Below are 14,947 nucleotides of genomic sequence, written 5' to 3'. Positions count from 1 at the left end.
TTCGCAGCATCCCTAGTGGTGCGGATCCCGTCGGAAGCTGACGGAGCTTGAGGGGGCTGCGATGGATGGACTGTTGGCGACGGCACGACCGCAGGAGCGGTGGACGATCTCGCGTGAGCAGGTCCGTTCATGAGCGCCGGCGGACACCAGTACAGTGGCGCGAGCCGGTCGGCCGGGTCGGCGCTTCGGCGCTCCGGCGAGTTCCGACAGTCCGCCACGCGGGCACCCGTCGCCCAGAGCAGCCGAGCCGCGGCCATCGCCCGCGTCGCCACGCTGATCGACGATCGGGCCAGCACCCTGCTGGTCGGCCCGCACGGCTACGGCAAGACCTTCGCCGCAGAGTCCATCGGGCGCCGGATGCACGAGCAGGGGCGCTCCGTCATCCGCCTCACCGACTCCTCCCTGAACGCCTCGAACGCCCTCGGCGGGTGGCGCGACGCACCGAGCGGCTCCGTCTTCATCATCGACGACGGCGCCGACCTGCACCCATCGAGCCTGACCGACCTCGTCGATCTCGCACGATCGCGGGACCAGGTCGCCCTCGTCACCCTGGAACAGGAACGCACCGGCCTGCAGGGGCGGCCCGACGAGGCCGCACACCGCCTCCTCGCCGTCTGGCGAAGCGGCGCGCTCACCCGCATCGACCTCCCTGCCCTCGACGGCTTCGAAGCCTCGGCGCTCGCCGACGCAGCAGCCGACGACGCCGTCCTCGACGACATGGCCAAGGCCGTGATCGTCCGTCTCAGCAACGGTTCGCCGCGGCTCGTCCACGAACTTACGAAGGACGCGCTCGAGACGGGCGGGGAGTTCTACCTCCCCCGCAGCATCCTCTCCCTCGGCGTCGCCGGGGTCTCCCCGCGCGTGCACGACCTGACGGAACCACAGCTCGAACGCCTCGAGGACGAGGAACGGTACGCGCTCGTCATGCTGGCGAAGCTCGGGACGATCCCCTACGCACGAGCGGCACGCCTCCTCGGCGAACACCCGCTGCACGCCCTGATGCGGCTCGGACTCGCCCGAAACGACGGGACGGGACAGGACCGGATCGTCGCCGACGAGCTGCACGCCTGGTCGGCGCTCGCGGAATGGCGGCACAGCGGTCGTCTGCACCGCCACGACCGCGTGCAGCGGACCCTCATCTCCGACCTCAGGGTCGGCGGCCGCCTCACCCCCAACGAGTCGTTCATCCTCGGTCGCTACTGGCTGACGACGGCCGCCGACCACCTCGACGAGGGCCTCAAGTCCTCCACCGTGGCCCGTGTCTTCCTCGACGCGGCGCACGTCGCGAACGTGGCGGGGCTGGCCGAGGACGCCCGCTCACTCGCCGAACGTTCGGCCGCGTTGTATCCCTCGGTCGCGGCAGCACTCCAGTGGTCGCGGTCGCTCGCGATGCTGGGTGACGTCGTCGGCGCGCAACGCGTCCTGGAGGTGGACGCCTCCGCGGCCACCGATGACGACATCCAGTCGGAGGTCCTCAGCTGGCGGGCGACCCTCGACCGGTGGAGCGAGCGCACCTGCGCCCAGCACCTCACCGAGCAGGAGGAGGACAGTCGCGTCCTCTCGCAGCGGATCCTGATGATCGAGACGTGGCGGGACCAGCACGAGCAGGGTCCGACCGACAGCGACGCGGTCTTCTGGAAGGTCCTGCGCGACACCGAGGCGACGCAGTCCTCGCGGCTGTACGCCGCAGCCGCGCTCCTGACGCGCCTCGGCATGCACTCCACCCCGTCCGAACTCCGCGACCTGTTCCAGCTGGCCGACTCGGTGTACCGGGCGGTGCCGTACAGTTCCGCTCGCCCCCTCTCCCACGCAGTCCGGGACGCCAGCGCGATGTACGTGCTGTCGGCGGGCACCATCCGGCTCTTCGCGGGGCTGTCCTGGGCCGGCTTCGCCCGCTACGTCGACGAGTTCGCGGAACGGGCCGAACGCGGTACCGGCCGGTTGGCGACCATCGATCAGAGTGTGGTCGGGATCCTGGGCGCACAGTTGGCCCTGTTCGACGGACGACCGGAACGGGCACTGGCCGACCTCCGGATCGTCGAACGGATGCTCGACTCCACCCTGCCTCCGGAAGTGCACACGCAGCTCGGCCTGCTCATGGTCAGCGCGCTCGCCCAGACCGGTCACGTGGACGAGGCGATGGAACGTCGCGCCACCGAGGATCAGCAGCTGATCGACGCTTCGACGGCCCTCGCCTACCTGGCCGACGTGGCCGACTTCAGCCTGTTGATGTCGAGCGGCAAACTCGACGCGGCTCGGGTACATCTGTACGGCATGGCACGGTCGTCTCAGAAGCCGCTGACGGAACGCGTCTACGCCGCGTGCCTCGCCTCGGTGGTCGGCGCGGAGCCGGTGGAGGCCTTCGAGTGGGTCGCCGATGCCCGGTCGAACGAGCTGACCCCGCTCCAGGGCGCCTTGCTGCTCCTCCTCGAAGCCGGGGCGGTCGGTGACGCCAGCCGAGCCGAGGAGGCCGCCTGCTCGCTCGAGCAGCTCGGAGCCCGGCATCGGGCGATCGGGGCCCATCACCTCGCCGAACGACTCCACGCCGCACAGGGCCGGCCGCAACACGCGCGTCGGTGTGCGGAGCGAGCCGCGCAGCTGACCGACGCCTCACCTCGGCCGTCATCGGAGGCCGTGATCGATCAGCACGCGATCGCGTCCCCGTCACCGCTCTTCGTCTCCTTCCGGACCGACACCGGTGCGGTCCCGACGACGCCGGCGCCGCCGCCCTCGCACGCGCCGCTCGCCTATCTCGCGACGGACGCTCGGAGGAGCGAGAGCGAGGAACCCGCCGATCTGAGTGCCCTCACCCGCCGCGAGCTGGAGGTGGGACTGCTCATCGCCGAGGGGCTCAGCAACCAGGAGATCGCGACCCGACTGTTCCTCAGTGTGCGGACGGTGGAGTCGCACGTGCTCCAGGCGCGGACGAAGGTCGGTGCCGGACGCCGGCGGGACCTCGGCAGGATCGTCTCCCAGTCGGTGCGGCGCGAGGCGTGATGCCGGTGATGCTGCGCTGACGGGATCCGTCCCCGCAGTTTTCCCGGTAGCGGTGAGGGATCCCAGTACCCCACTACTGGTGACAACACCTGAGCGTCCTGCCTATCGTCCTGTGAGTGTCGAGAGACGCGTGGAGGACGTCTCCCCGTGCCAGACACCAGCAGGTGGCACGAGGTGCCATCGCCGGACTCCAGGGGGCTTCCATGACCATCGACACCACCACCGAAGCCCCAGCGGCGACCGGCGCTGACACACCCGCACGCGGCCTCCGCAGCAAGCGGGCCAAGGCGATCCTCGCGGGCGGGCTCGTCCTCGGTGTCGGTGCGGCGATCACCTTGGCCGCCTGGAACGACTCGGAGTTCGCGACCGGGGTCTTCGCCGGTGGTGCGTTCAGCATCGAGGGCAGCACCGACGGCGCCGCGTTCACGGAGCACCCGACCGACGACGTCGCCGCTCCACTCACCTTCGCCGTCGAGGCCGACAACCTGGCCCCGGAGGAGCCCGTCTACGCCGGCTTCGCCGTGCAGCTGACCGCCGCGTCGACGTACGCGGCGACGGTGGACATCACCGCGTCCAGCGCCGCTCCGATCGCTGCCTCCCTCACCTACTCCGTCGTGGCGACCGACACCTTCGGGTGCGACGCGACGAGCTTCGCCGCGGGTGAGGCGCTCGTGACGGACGCCGCGACGACCACGAGCACGGCCGCCGACATCTTCACGCTCGGAGCGGCCACGGAACCCGTCTTCCTCTGCTTCGAGGTCACGCCCGCCGCGTCACTCCCCCAGGCCTCGCCGAGTGGCACCGTGCTCTGGGAGTTCTCGGCCGTCTCCACGACCCCGCTGCCGTAGTCGCGGGACGGACGGGCATCATGGGACGCCACTCGCCCGCCCTCGGGCGGCACCATCGCACGGCGACGCCTCGCCGGGCAGGTCGGTACACGCGCACGCGGGCCGCGCTGGCCGCAGCACTCGTCCTCGGCGTCGGCACCTCGCTGACCCTGGCGGCCTGGAGCGACGACGAGTTCGGAACGGCGACCTTCGCGGCGAGCACCTTCGCCGTGGAGTCGCAGACCGTGACGTCGACCTGGGCGGCGCACGAGGCGGGGAACCCGGCCACGTTGGCGTTCAACGCGGTCGCGATGTCGCCGTCGCTCTCGCAGTACGCGTCCATCGACATCCGCACCACGGCGTCGACGAACATCGGCGGCTCAGTGGCACTCACCTCCACGTCGGCGGCGACCGGGACCCTGCTCCCGCAGCTCGAGTACCGCGTGGTCGTGATCCCCGTCGCCACCGCCTGCAACGCAGGGGCCTTCACCTCCGGGACCGTCCCCGCGTACACGACCACCCTCGCCGTCGGCACGGCCACGCCGACGGCGTCCGGGGCGTTGTCGGCCGCGGCCGGTTCCACGGTGCGGTTCTGCTTCGACGTGCGGGTCAAGGCGAACGCCCCGTCCTCGGCGCAGGGTGGGACGGCATCGGCGACGTGGCAGTTCACCAGCACCTCCAGTTCCTGATCGGAGCACCGTGACCCGGACCCTCGCGGACACCATCGACGTCACCGGACGGCAGCGACCCCGCCGTTCGGTGGCGTCGGTCGTCGGGAGCACCCTGTTGAACCTCGCGGCCCTCGGCGGCGTGGTCTGCATCGTGCTCGTGATCCTCGCCACCTGCTTCAACATCACGCTCATCATGTTCAAGACGGGTTCCATGAGCCCGACCATCCCGACCGGCTCGCTCGCCCTGGTGCGGGAGATCCCGGCGTCGGACATCCGCGTCGGCGACGTCGTGACGGTCGACCGCCCCGGGCAGCTCCCCGTGACCCACCGGGTCACCTCGGTGACGGACGGTGGTGACGGCGCCCCGGGATCGCAGCGCCTGATCACGATGCAGGGGGACGCGAACCTGTCCGAGGATCCTGAGCCCTACCGTGTGGAGACGGTCAGGATCGTCCTCGGCTCGGTGCCCGGCCTCGCCGCCATCGTCATCTGGTTCTCGAACCCGTGGGTCCTCGGCGGCCTGACGCTCGCCTGTTCGGTGCTCGTCGGCTGGGCGTTCTGGCCGCGCTCCGGACGGAACGACCCGCCCGAAGGGACCCGCGGACGGCGGACCCCCGCTGCCCCGGCGGCGAAGGATCCGAACCGGCGACCTGCACGGCACGCCGCCCTCCGTTCCACACCCGTCGCCATCGTCCTCGGGACAGGCCTCGCGCTCGGCGCCGCAGCTGGTCCGGCGCACGCGGAACCGCAGGTCGACGTCGTCGCCGGCGAGGCCGTCGTGCTCACCTCGGTGGGCGACCCGACGGCCATGCAGAACCTCGGCCCCGGCCGGTCGACACCGTGGCAGGTGGGCATCCACACGAAGCCGGCGGCGACGCCGGGGTCCATCGACGTCTCCATGGTGGGTTCCGGTTCGTCCGCGCTCGGCCTGGTGATGGAGGTCGACGCCTGCTCGGTCCGGTGGACCGCCGCCGGATGCGAGGGGACCACCACCCACCTGTTCGACGAGATGCCGGTACCGGTCGACGGTGTCGAGCGTGCTGTCCTGTCCATGCGCAGCACCGAGGCCTGGTGGGTGCGCTTCGACGTGCGGATGCCCGCCGGGGCCGCGGCCGCCGACGCCTCGGTCGCCCTGACGCTCATGGCCGACGGCATCGGTGACGACGTGTCCGTGTCGGCCTCGCCCATGACCACCCTCCCCCGCACCGGCGCGAACGTCGAGTTCGCGATCTGGGCGGCGGCCGGAGCCGTCATCCTCGGACTCGTCGGGGCCTGGACCGGCGCGCTGCGCCAGCGGGCTCGACTCGCGAAGGCCGGTCGATGAGGGATGCGCGCTGACACGACGGTGACGGATCGACGCGGGCGGGCGGGCCGTGCCAGGCGCCCGATCGGCACACACCGACGGCTGGTGGCGTCGGTGGTCGCGCTCGCCGCACTCCTCCTCGCGGCGCAACCCGCCCCAGCGCAGACCGAGGCGGCCTGGACGGTCACGAGGTTCGGCTCCGGGAGCTTCACCGCGTTCACGGTGCCGTCACCGGCGATCACCAGCTGCACCTTCAACCCGAATGTGGTCGGGCTGCTGTCCTCGTACACGGTCGTCTACACGATCCCCGCGGGCTACACCATCAACTACGCGTACTCGCCGAACGCCTCGTTCACATCGCCCACCGTCATCACCCCGACCTCGACGAGTGGGACCACCACGGTCACCTCGACGTTCAGCCTCGGGTTGCTCGGCGGGCTCCTCGGGTCCAACGTCTACGTCGGTGCCCGGCTGACGCTCCCGTCGACGACGTGGTCGTCGCCCTACCGGCTGGTGAACGGGACGTCCAACGCCCTGGGGACCAACGGCGGTTGCGCGATCGTCCCCTGAGCCCGCCCCGGTCCCTGAGCCTGTCGAAGGGCGCTCCCCCGGTCCCTGAGCCTGTCGAAGGGCGCTCGCTCAGGGACCGCGACCGCTCAGCTCGTGCCGCTCCCGGCGATCACGAGTGCGGCGGCCATGCCGTTGAACCACATGTGGGTCCAGATGCCGGGGCCGAGTCGCTTGGTGGTGGCGGCGTACACGCCGTTGACGACGCCGAGCACGAGGATCGTGAGGCCGAGGGTCACCATGGTGATCGGGCTGCCCCAACCCTCGTAGAGGTGGACGGCGGCGAACAGCAGCGCGCTGGCTCCGACGGAGACCACGGCTGCGGTGCGGCGGCGCGAGGTCGACGGGGTCGCTCCCGCGCCACCGCGGACCGCGCCGGACGGTCGCCCGCGGAGGATCGTGTTCCGGAAGCCACGGAGCAGCAGCCCGCGGAAGAGGAGCTCCTCGCAGACGGGCGCGACGATGGCGACGGCGATCACCGAGTTGAGGATCACCCACCCGATCTCGGGGGCCGGGGGTGCCAGGTTCGACTTCGGCGTTCCGCCCATGAGGGTGATGACGAAGCCGTCGATCATGCCGGCGATGAGCCGGATGCCGATCGCCGAGCCGAGGCCGATGAAGACGTCGAACCAGCGGAACTGCAGCCCGAAGTCCGTGACCCAGGAGCCGGTGCCGAACCGTTTGCAGACGATGGCCAACGCGACGAGGATGCCGCCGTAGAAGACGGTCCAGAGGAGGAGGTCGGCGAGTTGGGTGTCACCCAGGACGGCGGGGAGCGCGCCGCGCAGGACGACGAGGAGCGCGAGGGCGATGACGAGGACGACCAGGGCGGTGCCGGCTCCCCATCGGCTGCCGTCCGGTGGGGTGTAGGGCAGGGCGGCGGTGGCCCGGCGGTCCTCGGCTCGTCGCTGGCGCGGGGTCGGCGACGGCTCGGTCTGTCCGGTGGTCATCGGACGGGTCGGGAGAAGTGCGCCCGCGCTGCCGGGAGGTACATCTCGACGACGGCGACGATGGTCACGATGACGACGACGATCGCGAGGATGTTGCCGACGAAGATGGAGGCGATCGAGCCGAGGACGGACAGCACGCCGAAGATCGTGAGGATCACGCGGGCCCAGTTGCGGCCTTGCGCCATGAACCAGGCGAAGAGCACGTGGAGTGCGGCGCCGATGAACGAGCCGATGCCGGAGGAGATGGTCATCACCTCGGTCGGCACGGGCAGGTTGAGGCGGGTGGCCGCGGCCTGCTCAGCCGGTGAGGTGGCGGTGAGGATGCCGGAGATGACGAGGAGGACGGCGACGACGACCCACAGCCAGAAGGAGATGGCGATGGGGGTGGGGACGGTCTTCTTGCCGATATTCATGGTCATGATGCTCGTTTCGGATCACGGGAGGATCCGACGGCCGGACCCAGGCTGGTCGAAGAGTATTGCCGACTGCCTGACCCCCGGAAGGGGGTATGTCCCGGCTGTCCGTTTTCTGCAGGCTTTGACTGTCGACGCCAGACCAGTCGGCCTGCCGCCCGGTCCCTGAGCCTGTCGAAGGGCCCCGCGCATCCTGTCAACCCTGCCCGTCTCCGGAGCCGTACCTCTTAATCTCTCTCCATGACGAACCACACCAATGACACCGACAACACCTCGAGCGAGGGCACGCCGAAGCCGGACGGCCTGGGTGAGAACCAGACCATCCCCAACAGCGAGGACGGCCTCGCGGTCGGCCACGACCCCGACGCCTCGAACTTCAACCAGGAAGAGGACCCCGACCACCCGAGCGACGACGCGTAGGTGGCAAGGACGCAGCGCTAGCGGGCCGTCGGTCGTTCCCAGGGGCGGAGCGGGTCGACGGCCCGCGGGACGAGTGTCTGCTCGCTGAGGGCGACTTCCGACTGGGAGTCCTCAAGGATAAGGGCTTGGTCGGCGAGTTCGCTCGACATCGTGGTGAAGCTGGACCAGTACGGCCGGAGGATGCCCCCGGAAGCGGCGAGCAGGTAGATGTCGGCGACGGCCGCCTGCGTCCCCGTCGTCGTGTTGTAGCCGCCCTTGTCGCGCTGCGTGACCGCCATAGGGAACCGCGCCACGAGGGCGTCGGCGACTTCCGGCACATCACATGAGATGTAGAACCGGAGATCGGGTCGTTGTTCGAGAAGCTCCCGCATGCGCGTCTCGTACCAGGACACCGGCGAGAATTCCTTCGTCTTCGGGTGTGACGCCTCGTGTGCCCGGATCATCACCCCGACGAATTCACCCTGGCCGAGCTCGCCTCCCACCTGCTCGATCCGCTGGGCCACCGAAGCGGCGGGCCGGAGTGCGCGGAGCTGATTGCCCCAATCGAGCCGTTCGCCGTCACGGTCGACGATGTAGTCCCCCGTCTTCAGATTGATCCGACGCCGACCTTCCGCACCGGCGGGCCACGTCCGTTGGTCACCCGACAGGAATGCCCTCGACGGCAAGCTCCACAGCGTCGCCGTGGCTCGCGATGTGCGCTCGAGTTCGTTCTGCCACAGCTCGTCCAGCTCAGCGGAGAGCCCAGCCGACCGGTCGTCCCAGGTGTAGGAGAATTCCCAGCCGTGCCGATCGCTGAGATCCTTCGCGCCGAGCAGCGACCGCATCCTGTTCCCGAGGCCGCTGAGGCACCAGACATTGAGCTGTGTCATGCAGAGACCGTTTTCGTTCAGCCGAGCGGGTTCCTCCGTTGACGAAGGTCCGGGCTCGAGTTCGGGCGTGACTGGTGTTCAGACCGACGAGCGAGACAGACGTCGACGTCGACTGACACGCAGTTGCTACCCGGCTGCCGGTGTGAGAGTGACGCTATCACTGCCGATACCCCCAAGGTCCGGTCCCGATGCGCGCGATTCGTGACCCACTGCGGCTCGCACGAGCAAGAGAACTCGACGATTGTGGGGTAGTCAGTAGGATGAGAACGAGGGGTTTGCCTACGCGGCATGCATGGTCCTTCACAGAACCGCATCGCAGCGTTCGCGACTCTACTCGAGGACTAGCTCATCGACTGCTGCAGTCGCGCGCGCGGGTGTCCGACATCGAATCGAGGATTGTGTGCCACTGAGCCACTCTGATGCCGAGTACCTGCGCACGCTCAGGGAGGCCACCGAGCGCACGTTGCGAGACGCGATCGGGGATACGGTGGACGTGGCCCTCCTCGACGCCCCGAATCAGACCAATGTCGGAGACTCATTGATCTGGGCGGGAGAAATCGCCTACTTCCGCCGTCTCGGACTCCGCATCCGGTACATTGCCGACATCGCCACCTTCGATCCCGCGGCACTCCGCCGTGCGATGCCCTCAGGAGTCGTCCTCCTTCACGGCGGCGGGAACTTCGGCGACCTTTGGATGGGGCATCAAAACCATCGCGAGCGGATCGTGAAGGAACTGCCGGATTACCGCGTCTTGCAGCTGTCGCAATCGATCTACTTCGCCTCCGAGGCTCGCGCCGCGCAGGCCGACGAGATCATCGGCAAGCACCCGGATTTCCGGCTGCTGCTTCGCGACTCCCTCTCGATGGAGCGCGCCGCCAAGCAGCTCCCCTCCTTGCAGCCGGTGTTCTGCCAGGACATGGCGCTCGGATTCGATCCTCCGGCACAGGAACGCAGCGCCCGGGGCACCGATGTGCTCGTCATCGCTCGGCGTGACAAGGAGGCCATGTCGGGCCTGCACGACGTCGGCGATGACTGGGGTGACGGCCTGTCAGTCACCAGCACCGACTGGCACAGTGAAGGCTGGCTCGCGGTGCGCTATCGCACTGCGCGACGGCTGATGAAGCTCCACCACTTCCTCGTCCGAGTGCGTCGGCGTCTCGGCTGGACGCCGACGTTGCCGCAGTGGGCGGTTCAGCGTCTCATCACCTCCCTGAACGTCATCAACATCACCGGAGCACTGCGGTGGTACGCCGCCGCGGACATCGTCGTCGTCGACCGGCTCCACGCGCATGTCCTGGCGCTGCTGTTGGGTATCGACCATGTCGCGTTGGATAACAACTACCGGAAGATCGGAGCGGTGTTCGACGATTACACCGGTCGATTCTCAACGGCGAACTATGCGACCGACACCGCAGTCGCGAAGGCGACTGTCCAGAGTCTGACGGCGCACTGATGCTCGCGTTCATCACGACGCTGCGGCACCCGCAGAACTCGGTCGACTACGGGCGTGTGGAGCGGCTGCTCGAGGACACGCTGCGCTCGGTCACGCAGCAGACGTCCGATGACTACGTGGTGATCATCGTGGGCAATCGGCGACCGGACTTCGAGCTGCCGCCTCGCACCGAGTTCGTCGAGGTCGACTTCCCGGCGCCGGCGCCGGCGACCGGAGCGCAGACCGCACGGGCCCCCTTCGTCTGGGACAAGGGCACGAAGCTCGGTATCGGGCTCATCGCCGCCGCTCGGCACGATCCTACGCACGTGATGATCTTCGACGCTGACGACTTCGTCCACCGCGATCTGGCCGCGACGGTGTCGGCGAATCCCGACCACGGTGGTTGGGTGATCCACGACGGCTGGATGTATTCACGGGCACGAAACGTGTACGTCCCGCAGGCCGACTTCAACCGAACCTGCGGAACGTGTTTCATCGTCCCGATCGGTGCCTACGGGGTGCCCACGCACCTCTCGAAAGGTGCCTCACAGGAAGCGGTCGCGGAGGCCTACGGTGAACGACTGAACGAGATCATGGGCGCCCACCGGAATGCGGAGAGCTGGTACCGGGAACACGGCCATGCCTTGCGGACACTTCCGTACCGGGGCGCGGTCTACCACGTGGACACCGGGGAGAACCACTCCGGGAAGTCGCTCGCAGGAGTCGCTCGCCCGCTTTCGGCCGCCATGGAACGCGACTTCGGGATCCGCCCCTCGCGAGGACCATTGAACACGCTGTGGTCCGCGTTCGGCCCGTCGGCTGTCGCCACCGATCTCTCCGCGCTGCTCCGTCGGGCGATCCGTCCGCTGCGCCGGCGCACTCGGCGATGACCGACGGCGAGAGCGACGGGCTCAGAAAGAAGGCGACCCAGTCGATCGGCTGGATCGTTCTCGAACGATGGAGCTCGCGCGTCCTGACCCTCGTCGTGATCGCCGTCATGACGCGGCTCCTGTCACCTTCGGACTTCGGTCTCGTCTCCATGGCGACCGTCGTCATCGCCCTCCTGCAGGTGTTCGTCGAATCCGGCTTCGTCACCGTCCTGGTCCAACGCAAGGATCTCGGACCGAAGGACGCGTCCACCGCGTTCTGGACGTCGGTTTCGCTCAGTGTGCTGCTGTACACGGCGCTGTTCTTCTCCGCTCCGCTCCTCGCCTCGCTGTTCGGCGAACCTCAACTGGTCGACGTCCTGCGCGTGCTCGGCCTGAGCCTGCCGGTGTCGTCACTCGCCCAGGTACCCGCGGCGCTGCTGGAGCGCTCGTTCGGGTTCAAGTCCCTCGCCGTCCGCCAGGTCGGCGGAGCGCTCTGCGGTGCGACGGCGGCGATCCTTGTCGCCGTCGCCGGAGGCGGCGTCTGGGCCCTCGTGACCCAGACACTGGTCACGAGCACGGCCTCGGTGATCATCCTCTGGACGGCGACGGCGTGGCGACCGAGCTTCGAGTTCTCGTTCGTCGCACTGCGCTCCATGTGGTCCATGGGACTGCGCATCATCGGCATCGGGCTCCTCGATGCCGTGCAACAGAACATCGACAAGCTCATCGTCGGTGCGTTCTTCAGCACCGAGGTGCTCGGCTACTACTACCTGGCTCAGCGCATCGGCACGATCCTCATTGAACTGGTCACCACCGTCATGTCCCGGGTGACACTGACGACGTTCTCGAAGGTGCAGGACGATCTTCCACGCTTGAACCGCATCTTCCTCCAGATGACGTTCGCCTCCGCGGCCATCGGCGTGCCCCTGTTCGGACTGGTAGCCGTGTTCGCGGTGCAGATCGTGCCGTTCGCCTTCGGGCCGGGCTGGGACCAGACGGCGCCGCTGATCTGGATCCTTGCGTGCGGCTGGGCGTTCGGCGCCGTCATGTACTTCGATCGGAGCGCGTTCCTGTCGATCGGCAGAGCGGACGTGGCCCTGTGGGTCGCCGTCCTGCAGAACATCGTCGGCGTCGCGCTCGTCTTCGCTCTGCTTCCGTTCGGGATCGTCGGAGTCGCCCTGTCGCGATGGTCCAGGATCGTCACGTGGCCCGTGCGCATCCGCATCCTTCACAGGTTGATCGGTCTCCCTGCCGGAAAGTATCTTGCACAGGTGTTCCGAAGCGTGGGTGCCATGGTCCCCGTCGTCGTCGGTATCGCCCTCCTGCAGCAGACGGCCTGGGCTCGTGGCGACCACGCGTTCTGGACTTTCGCCGTTCCGCTCGCGGTCCTCGGGTCGATCGTGTACGCGGCCCTGCTCTGGTGGTTCGCCGGCAGCGAGAACCGGCTGGTCCTTCGTCAGATCATCGGACCGATCCTTCGCCGGATCACACGCCGATTCCGCCGGACCGCCTGACGCGCGAAGCCGCCGCCAGACCGGCGCGCTCCGGTCGAACCTTCGGTACGATCACAGCCACATCTGCATCGATACTCAGTTCGTTGGGAGTGCCGACGGGCGACCGACCGTCTTGGTAGCCACGCGCGCTGCAGACCTCATGCGACCTCCCCGGAGGCATCGGGGTCCGCGCGCTCATTGATGACGCGCTTCTGGTGGCTGGTGATGAAGTGTCGCTCCACGAGCCAGAAGAATCCGTACGCAAGCGAGAGGGCGACCGGAAGCACAACGAGCACGAGCAGCAGCCAGTTCACGAAGGTCGGCAGCTCGAGCGGCAGGAGGAGGATGTTCGCCAGCGCGAGTACCGGCGAGTGAATGAGGTAGATGCTGTACGACCACAGCCCGATCCAGACGAGCGGACGCCATTCCAACACACGCCGTTCCGGGTTCACACGTCCGTCGACGGCGGCACGTCCCATCGACACCAGCGCGAGGGCGATCGCGGTACCGGCGAGCGTGTCGCTGATGATCTGCTCGTTCCGAGTGTGTGGAGTCACGAAGATCATCCACGCTGCAGCGAGAATCCCCACCCCGAGCGCTCCCCACCCGAACCACGGGGCGGGGATGCGGGTGCCGCGGACGGTGACGAGCGCCGCCGCCATGCCGAGCGCGAACAGCCCGATCATCCAGTAATTGCCGGATCCGGCGTTCGGGAAGGCGTAGGAGACAACCGGCCCCACCGCCAGAGCGACGACGACCATGACCCAGGGGCTCAGCCACCGGCAGATCGGGAGGAGGACGAGCGGCATGATGAAGTAGACATGCCACTCGGTCGCGACGGATCAGGCGGGGCCGTTGATCTGATAGATCCAGGCACCATTCCAGTTGTGGATCAGCAGGAAGTGTGAGACGACGCCCTCAAGAGTGATGGGGACCTTGTTGAACCAGGCGGTGTCGTTCCCGGACTGGAGCGCGGGCACCGTGGCGATCAACAGCAGGAATAGGACGAGGGAGGCGTAGTAGGGCGGGAGGATACGCTTCGCGCGTCGCCACAGGTACCGCCAGAAGCCCCCACGCAGTTCGAAGTTAGTGGTCCGCGCCACCGGCAGCATCAGGACGTAGCCCGACAGGGTGGTGAAGACGGGGACGGCGTAGTTCCCGAGCTCCGTGAGGCGTGCGATGACGGGGAGGTTTGCATCCGCGTCTCCCAGATGCCCGGTGAATGTCGTCGCGTGCAACACCGCGACAGCCAACGCGGCCACGGCTCGTAGCCCGTCGGCGAACTCGAACTTTGGTCGCGCTCGCGCCTCGTCCACAGCTGCAGCTTAGGGGCCACCGATAGCGCTGGTGATTTTCTTTTCCGGCCCCGTTGAGTGGTCCGGCGGACGCCGCTGAAGGGTTGCTGCGCCCAGGCCGAACTCGTCGGTTTCCGCGTCCGCTGCACCGTCGGCAGGGTCCCAGACAACGAAGAACGGCCGGTGCAGTTGCACCGGCCGTTCTGTTTCGGCCCGAGGACCGAAAGGGTGTTACGCGGCGAGGCCCGCGCGCTGACGACGCATCATCACGAGGACCGCGATGAGTGCTGCGCCGAGGACGACTGCACCAGCAGCGCCCCACACGAGGAAGGCCGGGGTGTTGAAACCGGTGTCGGCGAGGCCGCCACCACCGGTGCCACCAGCGCCGCCGCCGGCAACCGCACGGACCGTGACGGTCGTGGTGCCGATGATCTGCGAGGAGAGGCCGGTGCCGGTCACCGTGTAGGTGCCGGTGGCGTTGGTCGGGAGGGTGACGGTCAGCGAGACCGAGCCGGTGGCCGAAGCCGTCTTGACGAGCGTCTTGGTGTCGACGGCCGCGAGGGTCGCGCCGGTCGCGTTCTCACCGGTCAGGGCGAGGGAGACGTCCTCGTTCGGCTGGAAGGCGCCGTCCGTGAAGGTGACGACGAAGGTGCCGCCGGCCGTGACATCGCCGGTCACGACGATGTCGGCGCCGGGAACGTACGAAGCGTTCGCAGCGACCGGAGCGATGAAGAGGCCAGCGAGGGCCAGCGCGAAGACCGCGGTGATTTTCTTGAGCATGTGTGGATTCCCCTTGGAGACTGATCGGTTGACAGTGCTGTAACTGACAGAGCTGTAGCTA

13 protein-coding genes and 1 pseudogene are annotated in these 14,947 nt (G+C 68.4%); 9 read left to right on the top strand and 5 right to left on the bottom strand.

The window, feature by feature from the left end; genetic code table 11:
* Positions 1-129 precede the first annotated feature (129 nt).
* From QRN26_RS15445 to QRN26_RS15425, 5 genes are all read left to right on the top strand, one after another.
* Positions 130-2,997, top strand: a complete 2,868-nt coding sequence (locus QRN26_RS15445) for a helix-turn-helix transcriptional regulator (RefSeq protein ID WP_285037453.1) — start codon at positions 130-132, stop codon at positions 2,995-2,997.
* Positions 2,998-3,200: 203 nt separating this feature from the next.
* A complete protein-coding gene (locus QRN26_RS15440; RefSeq protein WP_157579735.1) occupies positions 3,201-3,845 on the top strand; it encodes a SipW-dependent-type signal peptide-containing protein in 645 nt (214 codons plus the stop codon).
* A gap of 20 nt (positions 3,846-3,865) precedes the next feature.
* The gene (locus QRN26_RS15435; RefSeq protein WP_285037452.1) at positions 3,866-4,513 is read left to right on the top strand and encodes a SipW-dependent-type signal peptide-containing protein; all 648 of its coding nucleotides are present in this window, start codon (positions 3,866-3,868) and stop codon (positions 4,511-4,513) included.
* 10 nt (positions 4,514-4,523) lie between these two features.
* Entirely contained in the window at positions 4,524-5,819 is a 1,296-nt protein-coding gene (locus QRN26_RS15430) for a signal peptidase I (RefSeq protein ID WP_285037451.1), read from the top strand.
* Positions 5,820-5,822: 3 nt separating this feature from the next.
* Positions 5,823-6,368, top strand: coding sequence for a hypothetical protein (locus QRN26_RS15425; RefSeq protein ID WP_285037450.1), 546 nt, complete (start codon positions 5,823-5,825; stop codon positions 6,366-6,368).
* An 86-nt stretch (positions 6,369-6,454) separates the two neighbouring features.
* Here the strand turns inward: QRN26_RS15425 and QRN26_RS15420 are convergent, their stop codons facing one another.
* Both QRN26_RS15420 and QRN26_RS15415 read right to left on the bottom strand, forming a co-directional pair.
* Positions 6,455-7,315, bottom strand: coding sequence for a CPBP family intramembrane glutamic endopeptidase (locus QRN26_RS15420; protein ID WP_285037449.1), 861 nt, complete (start codon positions 7,313-7,315; stop codon positions 6,455-6,457).
* Positions 7,312-7,734 (bottom strand): hypothetical protein, encoded by a 423-nt coding sequence (locus QRN26_RS15415; RefSeq protein ID WP_056014423.1) that lies wholly within the window; start codon positions 7,732-7,734, stop codon positions 7,312-7,314. The genes QRN26_RS15420 and QRN26_RS15415 overlap by 4 nt, the downstream gene beginning before the upstream one ends.
* Before the next feature lie 234 nt (positions 7,735-7,968).
* Between QRN26_RS15415 and QRN26_RS15410 the strand changes: the two genes are divergently transcribed.
* On the top strand, positions 7,969-8,148 hold the full coding sequence (locus tag QRN26_RS15410) for a hypothetical protein (RefSeq protein ID WP_285037448.1): 180 nt from the start codon (positions 7,969-7,971) through the stop codon (positions 8,146-8,148).
* A gap of 17 nt (positions 8,149-8,165) precedes the next feature.
* Here the strand turns inward: QRN26_RS15410 and QRN26_RS15405 are convergent, their stop codons facing one another.
* Positions 8,166-9,017, bottom strand: a complete 852-nt coding sequence (locus QRN26_RS15405) for an O-fucosyltransferase family protein (RefSeq protein WP_285037447.1) — start codon at positions 9,015-9,017, stop codon at positions 8,166-8,168.
* Between the two features lie 400 nt (positions 9,018-9,417).
* On the opposite strand from QRN26_RS15405, the gene QRN26_RS15400 reads away from it, so the two are divergent.
* The 3 genes from QRN26_RS15400 to QRN26_RS15390 are packed head-to-tail and all read left to right on the top strand — an operon-like array spanning position 9,418 to position 12,832.
* Positions 9,418-10,470: a polysaccharide pyruvyl transferase family protein gene (locus tag QRN26_RS15400; protein WP_285037446.1), complete on the top strand. Its 1,053-nt coding sequence runs from the start codon at positions 9,418-9,420 to the stop codon at positions 10,468-10,470.
* Complete coding sequence (locus QRN26_RS15395) at positions 10,470-11,339, top strand: glycosyltransferase family A protein (RefSeq protein ID WP_285037445.1); 870 nt, start codon at positions 10,470-10,472, stop codon at positions 11,337-11,339. The genes QRN26_RS15400 and QRN26_RS15395 overlap by 1 nt, the downstream gene beginning before the upstream one ends.
* Positions 11,336-12,832 (top strand): lipopolysaccharide biosynthesis protein, encoded by a 1,497-nt coding sequence (locus QRN26_RS15390; protein WP_285037444.1) that lies wholly within the window; start codon positions 11,336-11,338, stop codon positions 12,830-12,832. The genes QRN26_RS15395 and QRN26_RS15390 overlap by 4 nt, the downstream gene beginning before the upstream one ends.
* Positions 12,833-12,969: 137 nt before the next feature.
* Here the strand turns inward: QRN26_RS15390 and QRN26_RS18930 are convergent.
* Together QRN26_RS18930 and QRN26_RS15375 are read right to left on the bottom strand one after the other, a co-directional pair.
* Positions 12,970-14,127 (bottom strand): annotated as a pseudogene (locus tag QRN26_RS18930) (acyltransferase family protein).
* A 210-nt stretch (positions 14,128-14,337) separates the two neighbouring features.
* The gene (locus QRN26_RS15375) at positions 14,338-14,886 is read right to left on the bottom strand and encodes a hypothetical protein (RefSeq protein WP_056014399.1); all 549 of its coding nucleotides are present in this window, start codon (positions 14,884-14,886) and stop codon (positions 14,338-14,340) included.
* Between the last annotated feature and the right edge of the window lie 61 nt (positions 14,887-14,947).

Source organism: Plantibacter sp. ME-Dv--P-095 (assembly GCF_030209365.1).
Lineage (GTDB): Bacteria > Actinomycetota > Actinomycetes > Actinomycetales > Microbacteriaceae > Plantibacter.
Note: the sequence above shows the minus strand (reverse complement) of the source record. Positions and strands in the feature narration are given on the sequence as shown.